Below are 20,122 nucleotides of genomic sequence, written 5' to 3' on the forward strand. Positions count from 1 at the left end.
ATCCGCTGTTGCGCAACCTTGCTGGCCGCGTCACGTGGCAACTTCATGGTCTTCGATGATACATCCATGGCGGCTTCCTCCTTCCCGAAAATAGCACGGAAAGAAGGTTAAGAGGACAGATTATCAATGCACCCGCCGCCACACATAGGATGACAACTTGATACGAACCGGCCCGTCATCTTCCTGCGCAGGTGTTTCCGCTCTCGCGGGCACAACCTCGATCCGATACGGACCATCCTCATTCTCTCGTGAAATCTGGAACGTATCCCCTGACTTCGCTCCGGATTCCCGGAGAAATTTGGTCAGCCAAGTGATCCGATACTCGTTCCTGGTGCCTTTGGGGGCGTGCAGCTTGTTGTTGTAATAGACAAACCGGAGCCGAAGGATCTGACCATCCGGAGTGCTGCACTCGATCCATGCCGATGGGTTGAGCACGCCTGGATCAAGTTTCGGGAGGAATGCCAAAAGTTCACCATCCCCCTTGGGGACAAGAATTCCGCCCATATGGGCGTCGGTTTCGCCAACGTCGTTCGCGCTGAGCGTTTTTGCGAATGTCTTTTCCATCATGTCCTCCCCGGGGTGATTTCCAGCGCGCGTTTCAGGTCGTCGGCATCGCGGCTCGAGACCGGCACTGTCTCGTTCGCGAGCTCGCTTTTCCAGCCGGCTCGGTCAATCATGACCTCCTCGACCGTATCCTTGTAGAACAGGCGATAGACCGTGACCGGCTCGGTCTGGCCGCGCCGATGGGCACGGGCACTGGCCTGGGCCTCGAGTGCCGGGTTCCAGACAGGGGTGTAGTGGATGACCACCGTTGCCGCCGTGATGTTCAGGCCCGCCCCTGCCGCCTTGGGGTTCAGGATGAGGCAGGCCGGGCCATCATGTGTGCCGAAGGCATCGATGATGGATTGCCGCTCTTCCTGGGGCGTAGAGCCGTTGATCGCATCCCAGAACGTGGCCGGGAAACCACGGCATGCCTCTCGGACCAGGTCGCCGATACGGTTGAACAGAGCGAATACGATCACCTTGCGCCCATTGGCAAAGGCCTCGCGCAGTAGCTCGACCGTCCGCTCCATCTTCGGCGTCATCAACGGCAAGGCGTTGCCTCGCTCGATCCGGGCATTTTCGGCATCTGCATCGGAAGGGTCATCCTGCCGCAGCCAAGGATGGGCGCAGACGAGCTGCAGCTGCAATGTGGCGACCAAGGCGCCGGCAACGGGATACTTCTCCATCGTCGCAGTTCTGACAGCATTGTAATGGTCGACCAGCCGGTCATCGAGCTCTAGGCCGAGATCGATGTCGAGCCGCTCGGGCAAATCGCCGGCGACATCCGCGACGCGGCGACGCAGGATGATGGGGTCGGTCAGCCGACCAAGTGCTTGGCCCGCCTCGACGGTATCGGGAAACTCCAGTTCGAATTCGGCGCGGTCACCCAGCATTCCCGGTATCGCGAAGTCTGTCAGCGACCAAAGGTCGAGCAGTGTGTTCTCCACCGGGGTGCCGGTCATCGGGATCGAGCGTCTGCGCGGGATGCTGACGATGGCCTTCCGCCGGTTCGACTCCGGGTTCTTGATCGCCTGCGCTTCGTCGCAGATCACCCAGGACCACTCGAAGGACGAGATCACCGCGATATCGTTCACCATCGTATCATAGGTGGTGATGACCACGGATGTCTTCTGCAGATCGCGGTAGATGCCGGCCCGATTGGTCCCGCGATGGGCCAGCACTGACAGCGAGGGAGCGAACCTTGCAATCTCCCTGACCCAATTGGCGATCAGGCTGGTCGGGCAGATGATCAGTGCCGGCGCATCCGGTGTCGGCGGCGATCTCATCAGCAGGGCGATGATCTGCAGCGTCTTGCCGAGCCCCATCTCGTCAGCAAGGATCAGCCCGCCGGTGCGGTTGACCGTTTCCCACATCCACTGCACACCGCGGGCTTGGTAGGGAAAGAGGTCGGCGTTCAGACCTGCTATCTCGACCGATGGCGACAGGGTCTCGGCAACGATCTTGCCCGAGTGCAGGATGCCTTCGGCGGCCTGGACCTCGATCTCGTCGGATTTGCGCCGGATGAGGGCAAGGGCATCGGCATAGGAAAGATCAGCCGCATCGGCCGCACCAATGGTTGCCTTCAGAACCGCCGGTATGTCGGCAGGCAGGGGGCGGATCAGGTTGCCATCGACCACCCAGGCATGGCCATTCGACGGGGCGGGCATGATGATCTCGGTGCCACGCACGACCCGCCGACCCGACAGCCTTGCTGACAGCTGCCCGCCTTGACGGTCGAGGAGAATGACCGGATCGACAACCCGTTCCGACAGACTGAAGCCCTCAGGGAGATGGGCCCGCAACTCTTCGAACTCGGCTGGAAGCGCGGCGAAATCAGTCATGTCGCGCGCCCCAACATCGCCTTCAACTCGTCGATCGGCAGAGGCACCGGTCGTCTGGTGTGAACAGCACGGTGGCAATTGGGGCAAAGCGGGACAAGGTCGATTGCCGGGTCATAGGACCGGGGCTCGGCCTGCAATGACAGGGCATCCAGATGATGGACCTCGATGATCGAGCCGGGTCCCTCGCCATAGATGAGTTTGGGCTCCAACCCGCAAACCATGCATTTTTCGCCATGAATACGGATACATAGCAGCCTGTTCCGCGGGTTTCTCTCGCGCCGGCGAACAACGGATTCAAGGATTTCTCCTTCGTAGACCGGCTCGACAGTGTTCTCCTCGACGACGTCATATCCGATCAACTCGGCCATCGCGGCCATGATCGGCACGATGACCTCACGACAGGTCCGGGTAATCGCCGTGTCGGGATCAGTGCCTTCCGGGTGACGGATGATTGCAACCAACTTGAAGCTTCCGTCACTGACCTGCCAATTTGCGATGTCCTGATGATCGCCAAGATCCAGATCAACTCCTTCCGGGATGGAGGCAACCAGCGCCCTAGCGAGGGCGACGTCCTCCTGCGAGGCCTTTGCGATCTGGGCGACCGTCGCTCCGGCGAAGTTGCCGAAGCCGAGCGTAACGCGGTGGCCGCGCAACCCGTGCGGACGCAGGTCGGCCACAGGTCCATGCCGCTCATCGAGATCCGAAAACCAGATGCGCATTGCGGAAAACAGTCCTGAATCGTCAACCGACAGTCCGATCTCGGCCCCGGTTCCCGCCTCAATCTCCCTCTGGATCAGATACTTACGCGCCGAGATCATCTCAATCTTCTTCGTTTTCCGCCAGTTCCGCGGCCTCGGGATCCGGCACATTCCGCAACAGCTTGCGCAGGTTGCTGGAAATCTCTTCGCGGATGTCCTCGAAGATCGGCTCCAACTCGGGATTGGTGTTGTTCTGCTCTGCCATGGCGAATGCCCAAAGGAGCAGATCCATGCCCTCGACCGCATAACCGTTGGCGGCCGCACGCTGATAGATTTTCTGGTAGAAATCGTGGTGCTTGTTCAGCCGCACACCCGGAATGTGGTCGGTCGCTCCGGGGCTGCGCAGTGACGGCTCCCACAGGTGACCGCTGGTGATCGTTGTGACCGCTTCCACATGCAAGGCATCCGGGCTGACATCGTTCTGGATCGGCGTCTTGATCCTGATTTTTGGCCCGTGGTTGTTTGAAATCTCTGCGGTCTGGGTGATAGGATCGACCGAAGCCACTTGGGGCTTGGCAGTGTTGCCGGTGCCCGCGATGCTCTTGTTTGCGCTGCTATGGTCGACCGTCTGCTTGGCGTTGGCGCCGTCGCGGTTCGTGCGGCGATAGCGCTGCCCGGCCTCGCGATAGACCGGCTGCAGCAGTTTGCGCAGGCCCTCTTCCAGATCGGGATGGAACAGGATGCGTGATTTCTTGACGTCGATCCTGAACGCTTCGTCAAGCGTGTGGCCGAAATCGAACTCGATGCGCAGCAGTGACGTGTGTGGCTCGGGAGGGCCGAAGACATCCAGCCACCCACCATCTTGGATGAGCCGCCCCTCCCGATAGACATAGAAGCCCTGCGCCCGGTTGGAGATACGGGCGCACGTAGCTTCCTCCTCCTTGGTCATGTCATTGCGATGGGGTAGGATCCACGCCTTGATCGTGGCAACATCTTCGTTGCCATCGGGCATCTCGACCACGATATGCTGCATGCGTTCGGCCAGAACCTGATCCGAACGGGATGGGTAAAACGGGTTCCAAGGACCGACAGGCTCGCCATCAACCCTGATTTCAATATTGCGTTCGCGGGCATCATCCTTGTCGAGGAACCGATGGAAGACGAGCGAAATATGTTTGGCAAGGCTTTCGGACATCCGCTTGATCGCGGCCTTCTCCTTCGAGCCCTGCTCATAGTCTTTCGAAAGGATCCGATCGCATTTTTCCCAGACGACAAGCGTGCCGGTGTCGCCGCAGAGAGCCTCGAAACTGTCCTGTTCGTCAGCCGTCACGGGCTCACGCAGCATCTCCCAATCATTCTGGTTTGCCACATGATCCAAATCCCATGTCAGCTTGGCCAACGGTTGATCCGGCACTTGGCGAGAAATCAGAGAGAACCTTTTGCAGACCGAGCTGGATGCCGTCTTCAGGCCGAGACCGAACTTGCCGAGGCTCTGCCGGTTGACCCTTTCAGGGGAGCCATAGCGCATGGCCTTCCAGACGCCATCGGCATTCATGCCCTCGCCGTTGTCCCCGAAGCAGACGATCTTGCGACCGTCGGCCAGCAAGTCGATGGAGATATTGATCTCCGTTGCCCCAGCGGCAATCGAATTGTCGATGATGTCGGCGGCGGCCATCTTCACACTGTATCCAGTATCCCGGAAGCCGAAAATAGCCCTCGCCGCATCGGGCGGATTCACCAGATTTTTCATTCCAACCTTCTCACCCGCCATTGATCATCTATGTGGCGATTTCTCGTTGCCCCGAGGTATTTCCCCGGAAATCTCCCCGACAAGATCGCTACCCTGAAGCCAGGAAACAATGGCATTCAAAAGGAAATCCACAGAATTCGACTTTGTGGCGCATTCCCAGACCGTCAGGACTCTCCACCCGTCTCGTTTCAGTTGGTCAACCTTTGCGATATCGCGCTGATGGTTGCCAAGAAGCTTGGCCGTCCAGAATTCACTCCGCGTGCCGGGAATACGAAAATACCTGCACCCTTCGTGCGCGTGCCAGAAACAGCCATGGACGAAAATGACCGACCGGAACCTCGGCAGCACGATATCCGGCCGCCCAGGAAGACCACCGACATGGAGCCTGTATCGCAGCCCCCGCGCGTGGAGGCCACGCCGGACCAACATCTCCGGCTTGGTATCTTTGCCCCCGATCCGTGCCATCATCTCGGATCGGGTCATCGGTGCCCGCCGTTCAGCCACGGAGCTTTCTCTTGGGATGCAGCGCGACCACGTTGTTGATCCAAGGGGCCATCGCCTCGGCGATCGCCACCGCCACAGGTGCGGCCACGGCATTGCCGAACTGGCGATAGGCTTGGGTGTCAGAAACCACGATCTTCCAAGGCTTGTTCGAACCGGGCTGGTCGAAGCCCATCAGCCGCGCGCATTCCCTTGGGGTCAGGCGTCTCGGAATATCTTTATCGGGCTGGGCGATCAGAATCTCGGAACCATCCTTATAGTAACGCGCACTCAACGTCCTTGCCACGTTTTCCGGGCCACAGAGACCAAAGCCGAAGCCGTTGCCCGCGGCTTTGTGCTTCGCGGCGTATTTCTGGAGGTATTCCCATAGCTTGGGTGTCAGGGTGTATTTGGGCGATACCTCTGCCGTTGGACCGACGGTATACGGCTCTTCGACCACCTCCGATCCGTCACCGGGATGCAGGATGCTTTCAAGCCGCGGGTTCGGCCCCTCCGGCAGAACCACGTCATCGAGCGAGAAATCGGTTGGGCAGTCCTCACGGAAACCCACGATGAAGATCCGTTCCCGGTGCTGCGGGACCCAATGACGCGCGTCTATGACCTTATGGTCGATCACATAGCCGAGTTCGTTCAGGGCATGGGTGATGACACGGAAGGTGTTTCCCTTGTCATGCGACAGCAGGTTCTTGACGTTTTCGAGCAGGAAGGCTTTCGGCTTGTGGTGGCGCAGAATGCGGACGACGTCGTAGAACAGCGTGCCCTGCGTCTCGTCCGCGAAGCCATGAGGACGCCCGAGCGAGTTCTTCTTCGAGACGCCCGCAATCGAGAAAGGCTGGCAGGGAAAGCCGGCGAGCAGCACATCGTGGGCCGGGATGTCGGCCTCGTGGATGGCGGTGATGTCTCCGTTCACCTCATGCGTGTCATCCTCGAAGTTCGCCTTGTAGGTGGCCTGCGAGAACTTGTTCCACTCACTGGTGAACACGCAGGTGCCACCAATCCGTTCGAATCCCACCCGCAGACCGCCAATGCCTGCAAAAAGGTCAATGAATCTGAACCCTTGGCCTGCCATCATTTCACCATGCTCCCCGCTGTCACCCGACATCCATATGCCGACTGTCTGTCACTGGATCCTGCCGCTTCAAGGCGAAAAAATCCAGGTCCGTTTCGCTGATTTCGCGGCTTCGATGCCCGAAACTGTGGACAACCGCAATGTCGTCATCCTTCAGAACATACTCTTAGTAAAGGTGTGGTTTTCAGGGCTTGCTGCCCGACTCGATCTGATGCCAATGCGCATTGACCGGCAGGTGGGCGTCCCGCGTTCCACGTTTTCGGTCAGGCCGAACGCGACAAGCGCCTTGCAGCCGAACTGACAGGAGCTGCAGAGATCTCGATCTCACCGTGAGGGCTAAAGAATGGCGGATCTTGCTCGATGAAGGCGATGACAGGTCCGGCCCGGAAGGTGCCGCCCGCACCATGTGCCGTCATTCGTCCTCTTCATCTGGCGGCACATCCGGAACCACCCGGTTCGGAATGTGGAGGGCGGCATCGACATTGGCGCGTGCGGCGCGGCGGCGCATCCGTTCATGGCCTTCTGCTTCTCTGAGCAGGACCGGAACCTCGGAAAGGCTTCGGATCCGACCAGGGGTCGGCACCGCCATTGACAGCGCCAGCTGCAGGGTGGGCATCCCGGCCGCCGCCGCGCCCCGAATATCGGAACCGAGGCTGTCGCCAACCATGAGAATCCTTGAGGCGGGCAGGCCCAGTCTGGTTTGCAGTGCCTCGAAGAATTTGGGCTCCGGTTTCACCGCCCGGATATCTGGATCGCAGGAGAAACAGGTGACGTCGACCTGATCGCCCAGCAGCCGTTCCACGGCCGGGACATAGGCCGGAGCCAGATTGCTGGCCAGCGCCAGTCGGAACCCGGTTGCTCGCAGGCGACGAAGAACATCGGGGGCATCCGGCGCCACCTCGATCGATGCGATTTCGGCATCCAGATCGCGGCCCCATTCCGGGCGGAATTCCACCCCGCAGGCCGCAGCAAACGCCTCGATCGTGGGGATGGGCTCGCGGCGCGGGTCGAGCTTTGGGGCATCGGATTTCCGGCGCACCTCGGCCAGCAGCGCTTTCCAGGGACTTCGGGGGGGTGCGGATATGCAGGAGCGTGCCGAAGCAGTCGAAGGCCACTGCATGAATATGGGGCTCTCTCATGTCAATCCTCACGGCGATCTTCATAGGTGGCCGTCATGTCGCCAACCATGAGGATATGCGAGGTGGACGGTCCCAGCCTGGTTCGTAGCGCTTCGAAAAATTCGGGCTCCCGCTTCAGTGCCCGGATGTCCGGATCGCAGGAAAAACAGGTGACGTCGACCAGATCGCCCAGAAGCCGTTCCACGGCCGGGACATAGGGCGATGCGAGATTGCCGGCCAGCGCCAGCCGGAACCCGATCCGGCGCAGGACATGAAGAACCTCATCGAGCCCGGGCGCCAGTTCGATCGACGCGATTTCGGTGTCCAGATCGTGCCGCCACTCGGGACGGAATTCCACCCCGCAGGCCGCAGCGAACGCCTCGATCGTGGGGATGGGTTCGCGGCGCGGGTCGAGCTTGGGACTGCCGGAATTCCGGCGCGCTTCGGTCAGCATCGCTTTCCAGGGATTTCGGGGGGCGCGGATGTGCAGGAGCGTGCCGAAACAATCGAAGACCAGCGCGGGGGTAACGGTCACCGACATGTCAATTCTCCCGGGCAGCGGAGCGGGCGATCGCGTTCAGCACCTTGTCCATACCAGATGCGCAGGTCGGGGGAGAGTTTCATAGGGATGGTTTCCTGAATGATGAGTGAAAGGAGCTCCGTGCTGGTTCACTGCAGCGGTGGCCGCTGTTGCATCTGTTCGGCCCGGTCGAGCATGCGCAGCACGGTGCGCAGGGTCGGCAGGCGATCCTGCCGTTCGGCCCATTCCAGCGCGGCCCGGATCGCGTCGACGGCCTCGGGCGACAGCCCGCGAGAACCGCCCTCGCGCGCGACAAAGCCCAGAAGGTGCGCCAATGTCGGCGGTTCGAGCCGGATCGGCGGGCATCGGCTGAGCAGCGGGTCCGGCAGCCGCCGCCAGTCGTTCGAGGTCAGCACCCAGATGATCCAGCCCATGTCGAAGGGCAGCTCGAAGTAGGGGCAGGTCCAGTTCCGGGCGCTGAGCGGCTCGAGCAGCGGCAGCAGCGCGGCGGTCAGATCGAACGACCGGCCCTTGTCGGACTGCGCCGTTCCGGCCTTTTCCACCTCGTCGACCACCACGACCGGGTTCGCCACCCGTTCGGTCAGGATCAGGTTCACCAGCCGCCCCGGCGCCGCATTGCCCCAGCCGCGCTGGCTGCCGACCAACCCGAAAGAGGCGTTCTCGGTTGTGGCGTCATAGACCCATGCCAGGCACGCCGATCAGCGATCCAAGCCGCCGGGCCCAATGGCTCTTGCCGATCCCGGGCGGACCGTCGAGCAGGATCGGCGGCAGCCGCAGCCCCGCATCGCCGCGCTGGACCGAGCGCCGCATCGGATGCCAGACCACCTCGGTCGCCGCCCCCATCCACGGGAACTCCGCATGCAGCGCGGCGGCCAACTCGTCCGCCCGGTGTTCGTTCGGGATGCCGATCAGCTCGACGCCGTCTCGCAGGGGCGTGATCCGCTTCCGGTCCTCGATCTTCAGCCGCGACAGGGGCGACCTCTCGGCCCGGTGCTCGACGATCCTTGCGGCGCGCTCGCGCAGGCGCTTGGTCTTCGCATAGGGCGGATCGATGCTCTCCAGCATCACTTCGTGCCCGGCCTCATCAATGGTGCCGTCGGCGTTCAGGGGTGGCTCGATGCCGATCTTCGGGGCAATCAGCCTGACAAGATGCTGTCGCAAGCGCCGCTCGATCACGTCGGCGGAGAGGTTCGGGTCCGGAAAGGGGAACAGGGCGAAGGGAATGCGGGTCATGGGAAGTTCCGGGCAGCAAGGGGCCTGCGGTCGGGAGAATCCCGATCGCGGAAGGACGTTGTGGTGAGGGCTGTCAGGTGCCGGTGAAGATCGGGATGTTCATTAATCGCGCGCCTCCGCGACGAGACGGCGGATCTCGTCCGCGTGTGCGGCCAAGGCTGCGGCCAGAACATCTGGATTCGCCAGCGGGCGGAAACCGAACGGGTCGGGTAACTCCCGTTTATCAGGGGCGAGCGGCCGCCCGAGCCGATACCAGCGGCTGAGCGTTCGCGCCCAGCCCGCCTTGGCGTCGATCCCGAACAGCTGCGACGTGAAGATGCCGGTGTTGCGCAGGATCGGGTGCCCGGTCACGTCGCCGAAGAGCACGATCCGGCCAGTGAACTCCCGCATCGCGATCCAGTGGTCGAGATATGGGGCGTTGGCCAGGTCAGCGACGGTGGGACCGGCCTCGGCCAAGGCGATGAGGGGCAGATGGGCGGCGACCAAGTCGCGCAGATGTTCAGGGAGCATGGCGGATCTCCGATGCGGGTATGAGGCTCCGATCCGGAAAGCGGGGCTTTCCGGGCGGTGTGTTGCGAAGGGTGGCGAACCCCGGATCGGCCGGACCCGAGGGATCGGGTGTGGCCGGTTCGAGGAGTGATCCGGACGATGCTGAGATGGGGCGGGGGCGTCAAGGCAGGTAGGCCGCCAGCCCCGGTGGCAGGGTGCTGTGACGGGTCGGCTATGCCGTTTTGGAGGGGTTCCGGCAACTTATTGAATCATAATAAGATTTCTGATTCTTCGCCATGAGTGGGCGATAACTGCCTTGGAAATGGCCGCCGAAATCCCGAAAATGGGTCTCAACTGGCTGTCGTTTCAAAAAGTGTAACGACAGCCAGTTGAGATATTTGGCCAATTTTTAAAGCATTGATTTCTAATGATTGTCTGCACGCTCATGGCAGAAAAGGCGGCGCAAACGCCCATTTGACAAGGGAGTTATCGCCCACCGAAATCTGCCGCCGAGAGATGAAAAAACCGCCCCCGAGGGGGCGGCGTAAGGTTGAACTGGCGGAATGATCAGAAAGCGGCGCGCGGGTAGAGGCTGAACTCGAATCGCGCGGCCCGCACAACGGGGGTGATGCCAGCGGCAGAAAGACCAAGGATGAGGTCTCGCGGCTCGATCGCTTTGTCCCGGGCTGCCTGGGCGAGGGTCAGATGCTCCTCACGGAACCGCATGAAACCGCTCGCCTCCAGGTGCCAGACGTTCTTGTTCTTGCCGGTGAGTGGCGTTACGTGGCGGATGACGGGGGCGCCGTTTTGCGTAGCGGCTCGGAGCAGCTTGTCGACGGTGCCTCGGTCAACGCCAAGAAGGCGCGCGGCCTCGGCCTTCGAGAAACACGAGGCCATTGCCGGGGCCTCGAACGCATGGCGGAGTTCCTGCTCATCGATGATGATCGACAGGAATCCCGATCTGTCCGGACGTCGCGCGATCCGCTTCAGCGCCCCTGACAGGACCATGCGCAGAATACGGTCGATGGGCCAGTGGAAACGATAGGCCGCCTTCATCATGTCGAGAGGGTGGGCGATCACGGTGTGGGGCAGCGTGGCGACGCCCGCCAAGGTATTCATGAACCGGTCGATCGATCCGATTTCGACAAGATCGAGCGTGCTCGGGCGTTGAACGCCCGCTTCATTTCTTCCTCCGATGCGGGATACGTGGCCGCGGGAGACCAGCGCCGCAGCCGTTGTGGCATCGCAATGCAGGTATTCGGCAAGAGCGTTCATGGGGATCGCGTTTTTCAGCTGATGGGCGACAGCTTCCCCGGCGGCAGCGTCGAAAACCTGTTGCTGATGTGGTTTCCCGAGCTCTTCCGGGATCATGAGCCCCTGATTCATCAACACCTTTGACAGGCGCCTCGACGAAACCCCTTCCTGCCGGGCGAGACTGCGGACACTGTGATTTCGGCGGGTATGGACCGGGGTGCCGAACACCACGGTTCCGGCCGCGATGGACATGTTGTCGAGGATATGCTCGCGCAGGATCGGCCGCAGCGGAGCATAAAGGTCCTGGTCCTGATCCACATGACGGAACAGGCTGCCGTAAGCGGTGGCCGGTGGCATTTCCCTTTGCTGCTTGTAAATCTGCGCCAGGATCCGGTCGAAGACGTCACGGAGGCCTGTTTCGCCATATGACAGGGCGTCGAACCCGCAGGCCCCGGCGGCATCCAGCTGATCCTGGGTCAGGTCCGCCATTCTCACCCCCGCGCCGTGTTGCATGCAGGCCCCCAGCAGCGTGGCACAGGCCACGACCTGATCGACGCGATGCACGCCATGCCGTTCTTCCCCATCGAGACCTTCGAAGCGGTTCTGGATGTGAATCTGCAACGGGGAGGGGATGCGCGCGATGGCTTTGTCCGCCAGCGTTCCCAGTTCCGTGTCGGTGTAAACGCCATCGTCGAGCAGGTCGATCAGTTCGAAGTCATGCTCTGCCAGACGGCGGATCAGGGGGATATTGTGCCTCGGGCAGGTGCGGATGGGGGCGAACTCCCAGATCTGTCGTCCGATGCGATGGCCGTCGGCATCATGGGATGCACGATCCTCGATCAGGCAGCAGGGACAGAACGAAACCATGCGATCGAGCTGGAATGCGGAGGCGAAAGGCTTGCCGCGATAGCGGCGCAGTTCAGCACTGTCAGGAAGGATGGCGGTATCGGTGAGCATATCCCGATCGACGCCGGACAACGCCGCGATGCGATCAAGGGTCGGTGGATCGGGCGCGATGAGATCGGTCTGGCGCAGACCGATGAACGTCAGGAAGGCGCGCAGCGACATGCCCGCCCGGCACCGGGCCAGGCGGGTCATGTAAGAGATCAGGGTTTCACCGGAGATGATGAGAACGAGCGGAAGCAGTGCCATCGGTCAGCGCTCCCTTTGCCGCTGCCCACGGTGTCCGCGCAGAACGGCGAGATCCAGCGGTTCGGGATCCAGATCGATTTCGGCCCAGTTCTCGGCGACGAAGACGTTTTGCGACCAGGAACAGCCTTCATTGGCGCCCCAGGCTTCGGCGAAATGCTCTGCGGTCAGCGTGTCTGCCCCTTCCTGCAGGGCCCGTCCGATGGCGTCGATGGTGGTTTCGATGACGCGCCCGAACCGGCCACGGCTGGCATGGATCAGGCGGCTGGCCAGATTGTTCCTGAAGGCGCAGCGCAGTCCGGCCTCGTCGCAATAAAGCTGAACGAGATCTGCGACATCTGCGCTATCGGCGCCGATCGCCAGAGCGCGCGGGTGGATCTTGCGGAACCGGCGATCGACCTGCGGGTCGGAGCGCACGATGCCGGAGAGCAGGTCGGTGCCGCTCAGCACCACGATGACCGCGGCCTCGCCCTGCATCAGGCTCTTGAGCATCTTCAGCATGTCATCGAGTTCGCGGGGCGAGCGCTGGTCGAACAGATCATGCGCCTCGTCGATCCAGAGCACGACGATGCCCATGTCCGCGAGGCGATGCCGCACAAGGCGCCAGATTTCCCAGACCGTCGCACGGGGTGCCACATGGTCGATGCCCGTCTCGCGCAGAATGGCGATGCCAAGGCTCTTTTGTGTGGCGGGGCTCTCGACACTGACATGGACGAAGCGGGGTGCGCCGGTCAGCGGATTGTGGGCCAGAATGTCGGAGCCGGTCAGCACAGTGCGGATCGCGGTGGTCTTGCCGCCGCCGGCCGCCTCGATCACCGCGATTCCCCTAGTTTCGAGGTCCGCTGCGAAGCGGACGGGGATCGGCAAGGGCGTTCCGTTGGGCGCTTTATCGAGGAGCATAAGGAGCTGCTCCTCGAAGTCGCGTCCGCGTTCATTTTCGATATGGATGCGGCGAAGCCTGGACATGATGATTGCGGCCCCTTGCGGGGCCGCCTCCGGGGAGATTTCATGGGTCATCAGATCAGCCTTTCTTCTTCGTCCAATTGTTGCGCTTGCGCGGGGCGGAGGGCGGGGTCGGATCGGTCCCTTCGGGTGCGATCGGTTCGATCGACCGGCCATAGCCGTCATCGGAATGGCGGGTTTGCGGACGCGAGGAGCGGATGCGGAACCCGGCGAAAAGCGAGGCATCCTTCTTGTCGAGGTCTTCCTGGTTCCAGTTTTTGTCCATGATTTGAACGGCGAGTTGGCGGGCCGCATTCATCGCGCGGATTTCCTTCATCGCCTCGGCAACCGCAGCTTCGTCCCAGATCTTCTGTTTTTCGTCGCGAGCGGCCAGCGCACGCCGCGTCACGATCCATTCCTGTGCGGTGAGGCCGTCGAACGGACGCTCGCCATCGGCGGTTTCGTGAACAGAAAGGACCTCGTTCCAGCGGTCATCGAAGAACACCTCGATCGCGCCGAGATCGGTATGGCTCCAGCGCAGGTCCAACACCTGGCCGCCGTTGTGTGCGAACGAAGCAGCCAGTTCCTCCGAGTGGTAGCGGATGCCGAGGATGGTCAGCCCATCCTTGTGCAGCTTGCGCTTCAGGGCGACGCCCAGGGCCAGACGCTTGCGGCGCTGGTTGGGGGCGGCATGAAGCGGGAAGTTGCCCTGTGCATGATCGTGCCGCCATTGCTCGAGGGGCGTGAGGCCCCCGAGACCTTCATGCGGGGTGTTGTGATAGACATCGACGATCCAGCGAACCAGAGCGAAGCACAGGTCGTTGGTGTCGAGACAGGCCCGTTCTTCCGCATCATGGTCGCCGCGCTCCAGAACATTGGCGAAGGTGCGTCCGGACAGCCGGCTGCAGACCCCCTCGATCGCGGTCCCGAAGAAACGTTCGACCCTGGCGCGCAAGGCGGGATGTCCGGCCATGGTGCGTTCCAGGATGATGCCCAGCTCAGCGCAGCAATCGGTGAAGACCTTCGACTTGAAGCAACCGTTGTCGGTGACGAGGGATTCCGGCTTGCCAAGCATATCCCAGGGCGTCACAGCCCCGACCGCATCGGCGAATGCGCCCTTGTCCTCCATCACCATGCGCAGGCATTCCATTGCCGCGCTGGTGCGGGGATTGTTCACAAGCTGCATGCCGAGAATGACACGGGTCCGGCAGTCGATGGCAACCACCAGCCACCAGCGCCCTTTGCCATCCTTGAGCCCGAGCGCTTCAATCTCCTCGGGTGTGAAGAAGCCCATCAGGCCGCTTTCCGCCATCAGGGTGATGAGGTCGATCTGCCATTCGTCCATCTCAACACGTTCGAGGGGACGGGATACCTCCAGTCCCTGGCCGACAGGCTTCATCCGCTTCATCGCCTCGTTCCGCCCGTAACGGGCGACGGTGACCATGAATTTGTCGAGTTTCCGGATATAAAGGCGCACCGCCTCGCGGCTGGGCGTGCGGAATTGCGAAAGGCCCTGTTCCTTGCGCTGGCGGTTCTCTTCGGTAAAAGCCGCCGCCACGTCGCGCGCCGTTGCCGCAATCGAGAGCCGTTGCGGGGTCAGATACTGTTTCCTGATGACCTTTGCCATCAAGGCCTTTTCTTCGGGCGAGAAGTAGCTCGCCCGGAAACCGCGCCGGGAATAGGCTGGCACGACGCCGTGTTTGCCATAGCGGCGGACATCGGTGATCCACCTGCGCAGCGTGACCGGGTGAACCGCGTCCGGCACCGCTACGGCTTTGCCCCCCTTGGGCTTGCGGCCCCCGCCGGCCCGATAGAGGCGAAGCTTCTCGATCTGTTCCGGATCCGGCAGGCTTTCGACAAGATAGTCTGCCGCCAGCTCACGGATGAGGTCCATGTTTGCGGCGAGCGCATGGTCGGTCTTGCCGATCCTGACCGTAGGATCGTCATGATCCTGCAGGTGGATGCCCACCTGGGCCATCGCATAGGCGATGTCCATCCGGTCGCGGGCCGCCTGGCTGAGAGGGGCCATCGCGCCCATTTCGGGAACGCGTCCCCTGGCGGTGCGACGCTCTTCGGGGAGGAAATACTCGACCTCATGGGTAATTTTCCCGGCCGCATTGAGGCGGCGGAGATGGGAGAACTCGAAGGTCTCGGCGACGCCGTCGCCTTCGGCAGGCTTCAGGACCGCGCTCTCGCCCGACATGTAGGCGAGGCAGAATGCCTTGCCGCCGATGGTCAGGCGATCGTCATATCCGATCATGAAAGGCGGGAAACGGCGGTCAAAATCGTAGCTCATTGCAGGAATTCCTTGCGGGTGACGAGGATGGAAGGGGAGATGCGCTGACCGGCCTGGACACGCAGGCGGCCGTTGCGGATCAGTCGGAGGAGGGCGCGATAACCGCGCGCGTCCATGCTGATCGATTGGGTGAGATCGCGAAGGGTGCGGGCCCCGATAACGTGGCGAACCTGCAGCCAGGCCGCGCCATCGGCCTCGGGATCCGGCTCCCGGACCGCTGCGATGATCTTGGCGTTATGCACGAGGACGGGGTCGAGATCCGCCTCGGTGATCAGCCGGACATCATCGGCGAAGCGCTGCTTGCGGACCCACCAGGTGATGATCTGCATGCGTTCGAGGAAGGGCAGGCCCTTCGGGTCGTCCTTGCGGCGGCGATGCAGGTGCGCTTCCGGCTTGACGGTATAGGCGATACGCCGGCCGTTGTGATGAACGGCGAGAGCGTCGAAGTAGTGGTGATCTTCAAGCTTGGGGCCGTAGCTGAACAGAACCTGTTCGCGCAGGTCTGCAACCTCGGGGGAGGCATTGAGGATCAGCAGGTTCAGAAGTTCGGTATGGGATTCGGCCTGGACGCGAATGCCATTCCCGTCCCCAAGCACGGCGAAGGCGGTGCAATGGCCGGTGGCGGCGTTCGCAATGGACCTTTCGGTCCGCGAGGGTTCGGGCAGCACGATGCCGCCCGCGTTGCTGCGGTTCATGACGTGTCTCCGGCGATTTGTGAAAACTGGATCTGTCGATCAGCCGAAACGGCGATGGACCGGCCTTGCGTCGCGGATCCGCAAACGGATTCCGGATTCGTGCAGGATGATTTCGTCGGGCAGGCCGAGCGGGTTCCAGCTGTCGATGTGCTGGTAATGGATCCGCTTCTGGCCGCGGACGGTAATATCTCCGGTGAGGTCTTGGAGAATGGTATTGAAGGTCATGGCGTGTTTCCCTGGTCTTTGAATTGCTCCCGGCCGGTATCCGGATGGGAAAAAAGAAGATCGCGATGGAGATTTCCGGAGGGGATACCGCGCACTATCCAGAAAGGTCATCGATATTTTCGAGCGCCAACAGGCAAAAGAGATCCGTCCGGATTGCGAAAATGCAAATCCATGAACCGGCTTTCTCGGGCGGGCGTTGTGTATTTCCGGGGAGAGCCAAAGCCATTGCAGATCGGGATCGGATCTGCTACGGAACACTTGCGATGGTTGGCTTCGGTCACCCCTGATGCGGCTCTGGACGGATGGTGGAACATTCTTCCGGGGCCGTTTTCGTTTCGGGCTACGTCATGTGCTTCTCCTTTTCTGGTCCTGCGCTCGGTTTCGGGTCTGTCCGTTCACTGGGTATGGTTTACGGCTGCACTTGATCCCTTGGTAGTGACTTGAAAACATTGTGGAAATATGAGATTGTTCTTGGTTGTGAGGTGACGGTTTGCGAAAAAAGAGAGCCGCGTTTCCCTTCAAAAGAAGGGTGGGAGCCTGAATTTCTTTCGAATGGACATTCATTCTGTTTCTGCCTTTCATTCTCCGTCTATATGTCGGGAACTATGATGATATTCGAATTGTCCATTTGATATTTTCGCATCACGAATTTCTGGTATTTTCGTCGGAATGCATTGCCCGTCCGTCATGTTGTCTTGTGTCGCTTGTGAGTCGTGGTGTCCTGTGTGGGCGAAATTCAGAAGATTATTCTCCGCACGGTTCGGATCGATTGCCCAGCAGCACTGAAATTGGCCCTATCTCAACTCTGAGAATTTGATTCAGATGCGAATCAACGCATCGCATAGGTCGAAAATTTCAGATGCGAATTCGGATTCACGGGCTCGGGAATGCAGATGTGGCGAGTCCCTTTATTGCCGCCGTTCGCAGCAGAAAGAGCAGCGATCGTGTCGGCGCTGTTCATTTCAAAGGGCTGCATGACCTGATCTCCCATGACGTTCGTCCTTCCCATGTCCGGCCAGGTCGGGGCGACCCGGGCTGAAAGGGGAGGGCGTATCTGAAACCTGCGACTGATCCGGTTGGATCAGCCTATTCGCCTCCGGGCGGATATGATGTGCAGGTTCGGCGTCATGGCTGTTCTTTCGGGGCGAACACGTGAAGGTCGGTCGCCGGTAAGCGGCGATGGGCAATTCTCTGGCCGCGGCGCTACCGGAATGCAACATCCAAATTTAATCGGATTTCGGCCTCTGGGCCCCCTCTTGACAGGGGCCCTTCTATACTCCCTATGGTCATATTTATAGAAGGGCCGCCGATGGAAACGGCTGCGCATATTTTTATCGTGTGCATTTGTCCTGCTCTGCTCGAGCCGAGAAAATAGGCAAAATCCCTCGATTTTCGTCAGATGTGGTGCCGTTTGGTCCGGAGATTCGTTCGCATGAAGCGCGAATCTCTTCCCCGGACGATCCTGTTGATTCGCCACTTTCATCGTGGAGCCCCGGTTTCCGGGGCAGGGTTCGAGGCATCGGATGTGCGGCTTCGTTCGTCAGTGCTGTTGTTCTCTGTTGCGCAGCCCATCGGGAACAGTAGCGTGGTGGCATGAAGCAGTCCCGTAGCGTTCGCCCATGATCGAATTCCTTCCTCTGCCCGACGACCACCCGTATCTTGCTGCTTCTCCTATGCAGCGCGGGGCGCGGCACATCCTCCGCTACGCGCTGGAGCGTGAGGGCATCGGGCTCACCGCGACCAAGGCGTTCAAGCGCGACTTCGTTCATTGGGCGGTCGAGAACTTCGAATGGCCCGGGAAATCGCCTGAGGAGATGTTCCGTTACCATCGGGTCGTGAATGAGGCGGACTTCCAGCCGCTTGAACTGCTGCATTTCCTGCTGATCCGGCTGCGGCTCGGCCGCCACTACAAGGGCCGATTTCTGGCGACCAACGATGGTCGTATGTATGCGCGACAGCCTGGGGCGCTGTTCGACAAGCTGGTGCCATTTTTTCTGCTGGCCATGGATCATGCGGCCTATTCCCGGATCGGGGAGGCGCCACCTGGCAACTGGGACACCTGGCTGAACGTCATGAACGTCGAGATCGAGGATGGGGTGAGTGAGCGGAAGCTCTTCGGGGTATTCTACGGAGAGGGGCCCGACTGGGACAACGATGGCTGGCGTCAGATCGGCACGTTCAGCAGTTGTGTCCTGAAGCCGTTGGAGTGGGCGGGGCTCATCACCTTGCAGGAAACGCGCGAGCCGGACGGGCGGACGGCGCACATGATCTTCAAGGCCCCGCTGTGGCGGTCGGCGCTGAAGCTCGAGACCGATGAAATGGTCCGACCGGCGGTGCGGCACTGATTGTTCTAAACCTGTGTCGCGCCAGTTGGCCACGTAAATTCTACTTCTGCGTCCCGTTAAAACGGGGAGGATTACCAGAGCTGTCTCATGAGGCCATGACCTCGAAAAAGGACCATGACCCCGGCGCGGCCTCAAAACAGGCTTGACCAAATCACGCAATTAAAGGGCCGATTGACATCTGATCGCGCGTTTCTATGCTGCCGGTTGGAGCGTGGCCTCCGGCGGTAGAATTGGGCACCCCGCAAGTGAACTCCCGGCACCGGTTTCGGCGGCGCTGGCTGTGCAAGTCCTCTGGCATTTTCGTTCCGCTTGGAATATCCGTCCATTTGTGCCAAGCTGAGCTGGATTGAGCTGTGATGTTTGTTTAGAGTCCATCGGACAGCCCGTTGGGACGGAAGTTGTTCAGCTTATGCCAATTAAATATGATAAACTAACTGCATCTAAAGATGGAAGAAATGCTAAGTCCCGATCAAATTCAAATATTAATCTTGGCCCTACTACTCGTAATATTTTTGATGTTGTGCATTCTCACCCTTTTGATGATCGAAAAAAAGCCCATGTCCGCCACCGACCAAAATTCTAAATCATTTTTGGATGGCATCATAAGGCGCCTTCGTATTCCTGGCAGCACCGCTGATAGTCGAAGGAGAAACCTCTACACATACGTGGCTATCGGATTCTCTGGAGTGTTGATTTTTGAAGCCGTCTGCCTGCAGGCCGATCTTCGAGATTTTCCTGTTGCATACTTTATAGTTATTGCATCGATAGCATATTTTTTCAATGTCACTTTCACTGTGCTGACAATAAAGCAGGTTGAATTCACCCCGAACCCTATAAGGCTGATGAGAGACACTACGGCCTCATCAGTATTTCTGATACTATCTTTTGCGTTATTTTACAGAACAGGCGAATATCTGCATACAGGAGAAGTCAACGAAACTGCGGGAGTCGCAATACTTAATTCCATATATTTTTCCGCAGTGACATTCTCAACGTTAGGATATGGAGATATAAAGCCAATGGGAATTTCTAAGATCTTATCTGCCCTCGAGGCTATTCTTGGTAATATTCACTTGGCATTCATTGTGAGTGCAGCCTTCGCCGCCATAGCCAATAAAAAAGAGAGCTGAAGCTCTCTTTTTTATTGGCTATTATTTCCCGCGGCGTTATCATGCCCGAGCAATCATCGCAATGAGGGCTACCAGCGCGCAAATTACTGTGGCGCTAATTCCGATATCGATAGCTGTCCGGTACACTTTAACTGTCATCATAGCCTCCTAATATTTTGGGTTTAAAATACCGCAAATCCAAGGATTTGTCAAGAACTGATGTGCTATACAACCCCGCAGGAGGTCAATTAAATCCCGCATAGTATACATCTAAAATTGAGAAAATTCAATGAATGTTCGTCTTGTATCAACGCGGGCCACGGT

20 protein-coding genes are annotated in these 20,122 nt (G+C 60.1%); 3 read left to right on the forward strand and 17 right to left on the reverse strand.

The annotated features are described in order from the left end of the window. Positions 1–123: 123 nt before the first annotated feature. Genes D2T30_RS20600 through dcm form a run of 6 tightly spaced genes read right to left on the reverse strand, consistent with a single transcriptional unit; the run spans position 124 to position 6,405 of the window. The gene (locus D2T30_RS20600) at positions 124–564 is read right to left on the reverse strand and encodes an EcoRII N-terminal effector-binding domain-containing protein (RefSeq protein ID WP_241651360.1); all 441 of its coding nucleotides are present in this window, start codon (positions 562–564) and stop codon (positions 124–126) included. Continuing rightward, complete coding sequence (locus D2T30_RS20605) at positions 564–2,384, reverse strand: DEAD/DEAH box helicase (protein ID WP_128210355.1); 1,821 nt, start codon at positions 2,382–2,384, stop codon at positions 564–566. Before D2T30_RS20605 ends, D2T30_RS20600 begins: the two co-directional genes overlap by 1 nt. After that, a complete protein-coding gene (locus tag D2T30_RS20610) occupies positions 2,381–3,202 on the reverse strand; it encodes an HNH endonuclease (RefSeq protein WP_128210356.1) in 822 nt (273 codons plus the stop codon). Before D2T30_RS20610 ends, D2T30_RS20605 begins: the two co-directional genes overlap by 4 nt. A 1-nt stretch (position 3,203) precedes the next feature. Continuing rightward, a complete protein-coding gene (locus D2T30_RS20615; RefSeq protein WP_128210357.1) occupies positions 3,204–4,832 on the reverse strand; it encodes an ATP-binding protein in 1,629 nt (542 codons plus the stop codon). 24 nt (positions 4,833–4,856) lie between these two features. Continuing rightward, positions 4,857–5,429 (reverse strand): very short patch repair endonuclease, encoded by a 573-nt coding sequence (locus D2T30_RS20620; RefSeq protein ID WP_277749571.1) that lies wholly within the window; start codon positions 5,427–5,429, stop codon positions 4,857–4,859. Further along, positions 5,329–6,405, reverse strand: a complete 1,077-nt coding sequence (gene dcm / locus D2T30_RS20625) for a DNA (cytosine-5-)-methyltransferase (protein WP_277749572.1) — start codon at positions 6,403–6,405, stop codon at positions 5,329–5,331. The genes D2T30_RS20620 and dcm overlap by 101 nt, the downstream gene beginning before the upstream one ends. Positions 6,406–6,439: 34 nt before the next feature. Here dcm and D2T30_RS20630 point away from each other — a divergent pair, with 34 nt between their 5' ends. Next, positions 6,440–6,703, forward strand: coding sequence for a hypothetical protein (locus tag D2T30_RS20630; protein WP_128210360.1), 264 nt, complete (start codon positions 6,440–6,442; stop codon positions 6,701–6,703). Between the two features lie 111 nt (positions 6,704–6,814). Here the strand turns inward: D2T30_RS20630 and D2T30_RS20635 are convergent, their stop codons facing one another. The 11 genes from D2T30_RS20635 to D2T30_RS23225 form a co-directional block, all read right to left on the reverse strand. After that, the gene (locus D2T30_RS20635) at positions 6,815–7,441 is read right to left on the reverse strand and encodes an HAD family hydrolase (RefSeq protein ID WP_164884383.1); all 627 of its coding nucleotides are present in this window, start codon (positions 7,439–7,441) and stop codon (positions 6,815–6,817) included. Positions 7,442–7,542: 101 nt separating this feature from the next. Next, positions 7,543–8,061, reverse strand: a complete 519-nt coding sequence (locus D2T30_RS20640) for an HAD family hydrolase (protein WP_128210362.1) — start codon at positions 8,059–8,061, stop codon at positions 7,543–7,545. 128 nt (positions 8,062–8,189) lie between these two features. Continuing rightward, positions 8,190–8,705: an AAA family ATPase gene (locus D2T30_RS23780; protein ID WP_241651361.1), complete on the reverse strand. Its 516-nt coding sequence runs from the start codon at positions 8,703–8,705 to the stop codon at positions 8,190–8,192. 28 nt (positions 8,706–8,733) lie between these two features. Continuing rightward, on the reverse strand, positions 8,734–9,294 hold the full coding sequence (locus D2T30_RS23785) for an ATP-binding protein (RefSeq protein ID WP_241651362.1): 561 nt from the start codon (positions 9,292–9,294) through the stop codon (positions 8,734–8,736). Between the two features lie 102 nt (positions 9,295–9,396). Continuing rightward, on the reverse strand, positions 9,397–9,804 hold the full coding sequence (locus D2T30_RS20650) for a DUF6634 family protein (RefSeq protein ID WP_128210363.1): 408 nt from the start codon (positions 9,802–9,804) through the stop codon (positions 9,397–9,399). Between the two features lie 546 nt (positions 9,805–10,350). Further along, the gene (locus D2T30_RS20655) at positions 10,351–12,189 is read right to left on the reverse strand and encodes a TniQ family protein (RefSeq protein ID WP_128210364.1); all 1,839 of its coding nucleotides are present in this window, start codon (positions 12,187–12,189) and stop codon (positions 10,351–10,353) included. Between the two features lie 3 nt (positions 12,190–12,192). After that, complete coding sequence (locus D2T30_RS20660) at positions 12,193–13,203, reverse strand: TniB family NTP-binding protein (RefSeq protein WP_128210365.1); 1,011 nt, start codon at positions 13,201–13,203, stop codon at positions 12,193–12,195. A gap of 4 nt (positions 13,204–13,207) precedes the next feature. Next, positions 13,208–15,424, reverse strand: coding sequence for a Mu transposase C-terminal domain-containing protein (locus tag D2T30_RS20665; RefSeq protein WP_128210366.1), 2,217 nt, complete (start codon positions 15,422–15,424; stop codon positions 13,208–13,210). After that, entirely contained in the window at positions 15,421–16,119 is a 699-nt protein-coding gene (locus tag D2T30_RS20670) for a PDDEXK family nuclease (RefSeq protein ID WP_128210367.1), read from the reverse strand. The genes D2T30_RS20665 and D2T30_RS20670 overlap by 4 nt, the downstream gene beginning before the upstream one ends. 39 nt (positions 16,120–16,158) lie before the next feature. Beyond that, positions 16,159–16,344 (reverse strand): hypothetical protein, encoded by a 186-nt coding sequence (locus D2T30_RS20675; RefSeq protein ID WP_128210368.1) that lies wholly within the window; start codon positions 16,342–16,344, stop codon positions 16,159–16,161. A gap of 829 nt (positions 16,345–17,173) precedes the next feature. After that, positions 17,174–17,335 (reverse strand): hypothetical protein, encoded by a 162-nt coding sequence (locus tag D2T30_RS23225; protein WP_164884384.1) that lies wholly within the window; start codon positions 17,333–17,335, stop codon positions 17,174–17,176. Between the two features lie 628 nt (positions 17,336–17,963). Between D2T30_RS23225 and D2T30_RS20680 the strand changes: the two genes are divergently transcribed. Further along, positions 17,964–18,689 carry a hypothetical protein gene (locus D2T30_RS20680; protein ID WP_128210369.1) on the forward strand — a complete coding sequence of 242 codons (726 nt, stop codon included), beginning with the start codon at positions 17,964–17,966 and terminating at the stop codon, positions 18,687–18,689. Positions 18,690–19,246: 557 nt separating this feature from the next. Continuing rightward, positions 19,247–19,819, forward strand: coding sequence for a two pore domain potassium channel family protein (locus D2T30_RS20685; RefSeq protein WP_206613037.1), 573 nt, complete (start codon positions 19,247–19,249; stop codon positions 19,817–19,819). Positions 19,820–20,122 lie beyond the last annotated feature (303 nt).

The organism is Paenirhodobacter populi (genome assembly GCF_004022215.1).
Classification (GTDB): Bacteria; Pseudomonadota; Alphaproteobacteria; order Rhodobacterales; family Rhodobacteraceae; genus Rhodobacter; species Rhodobacter populi.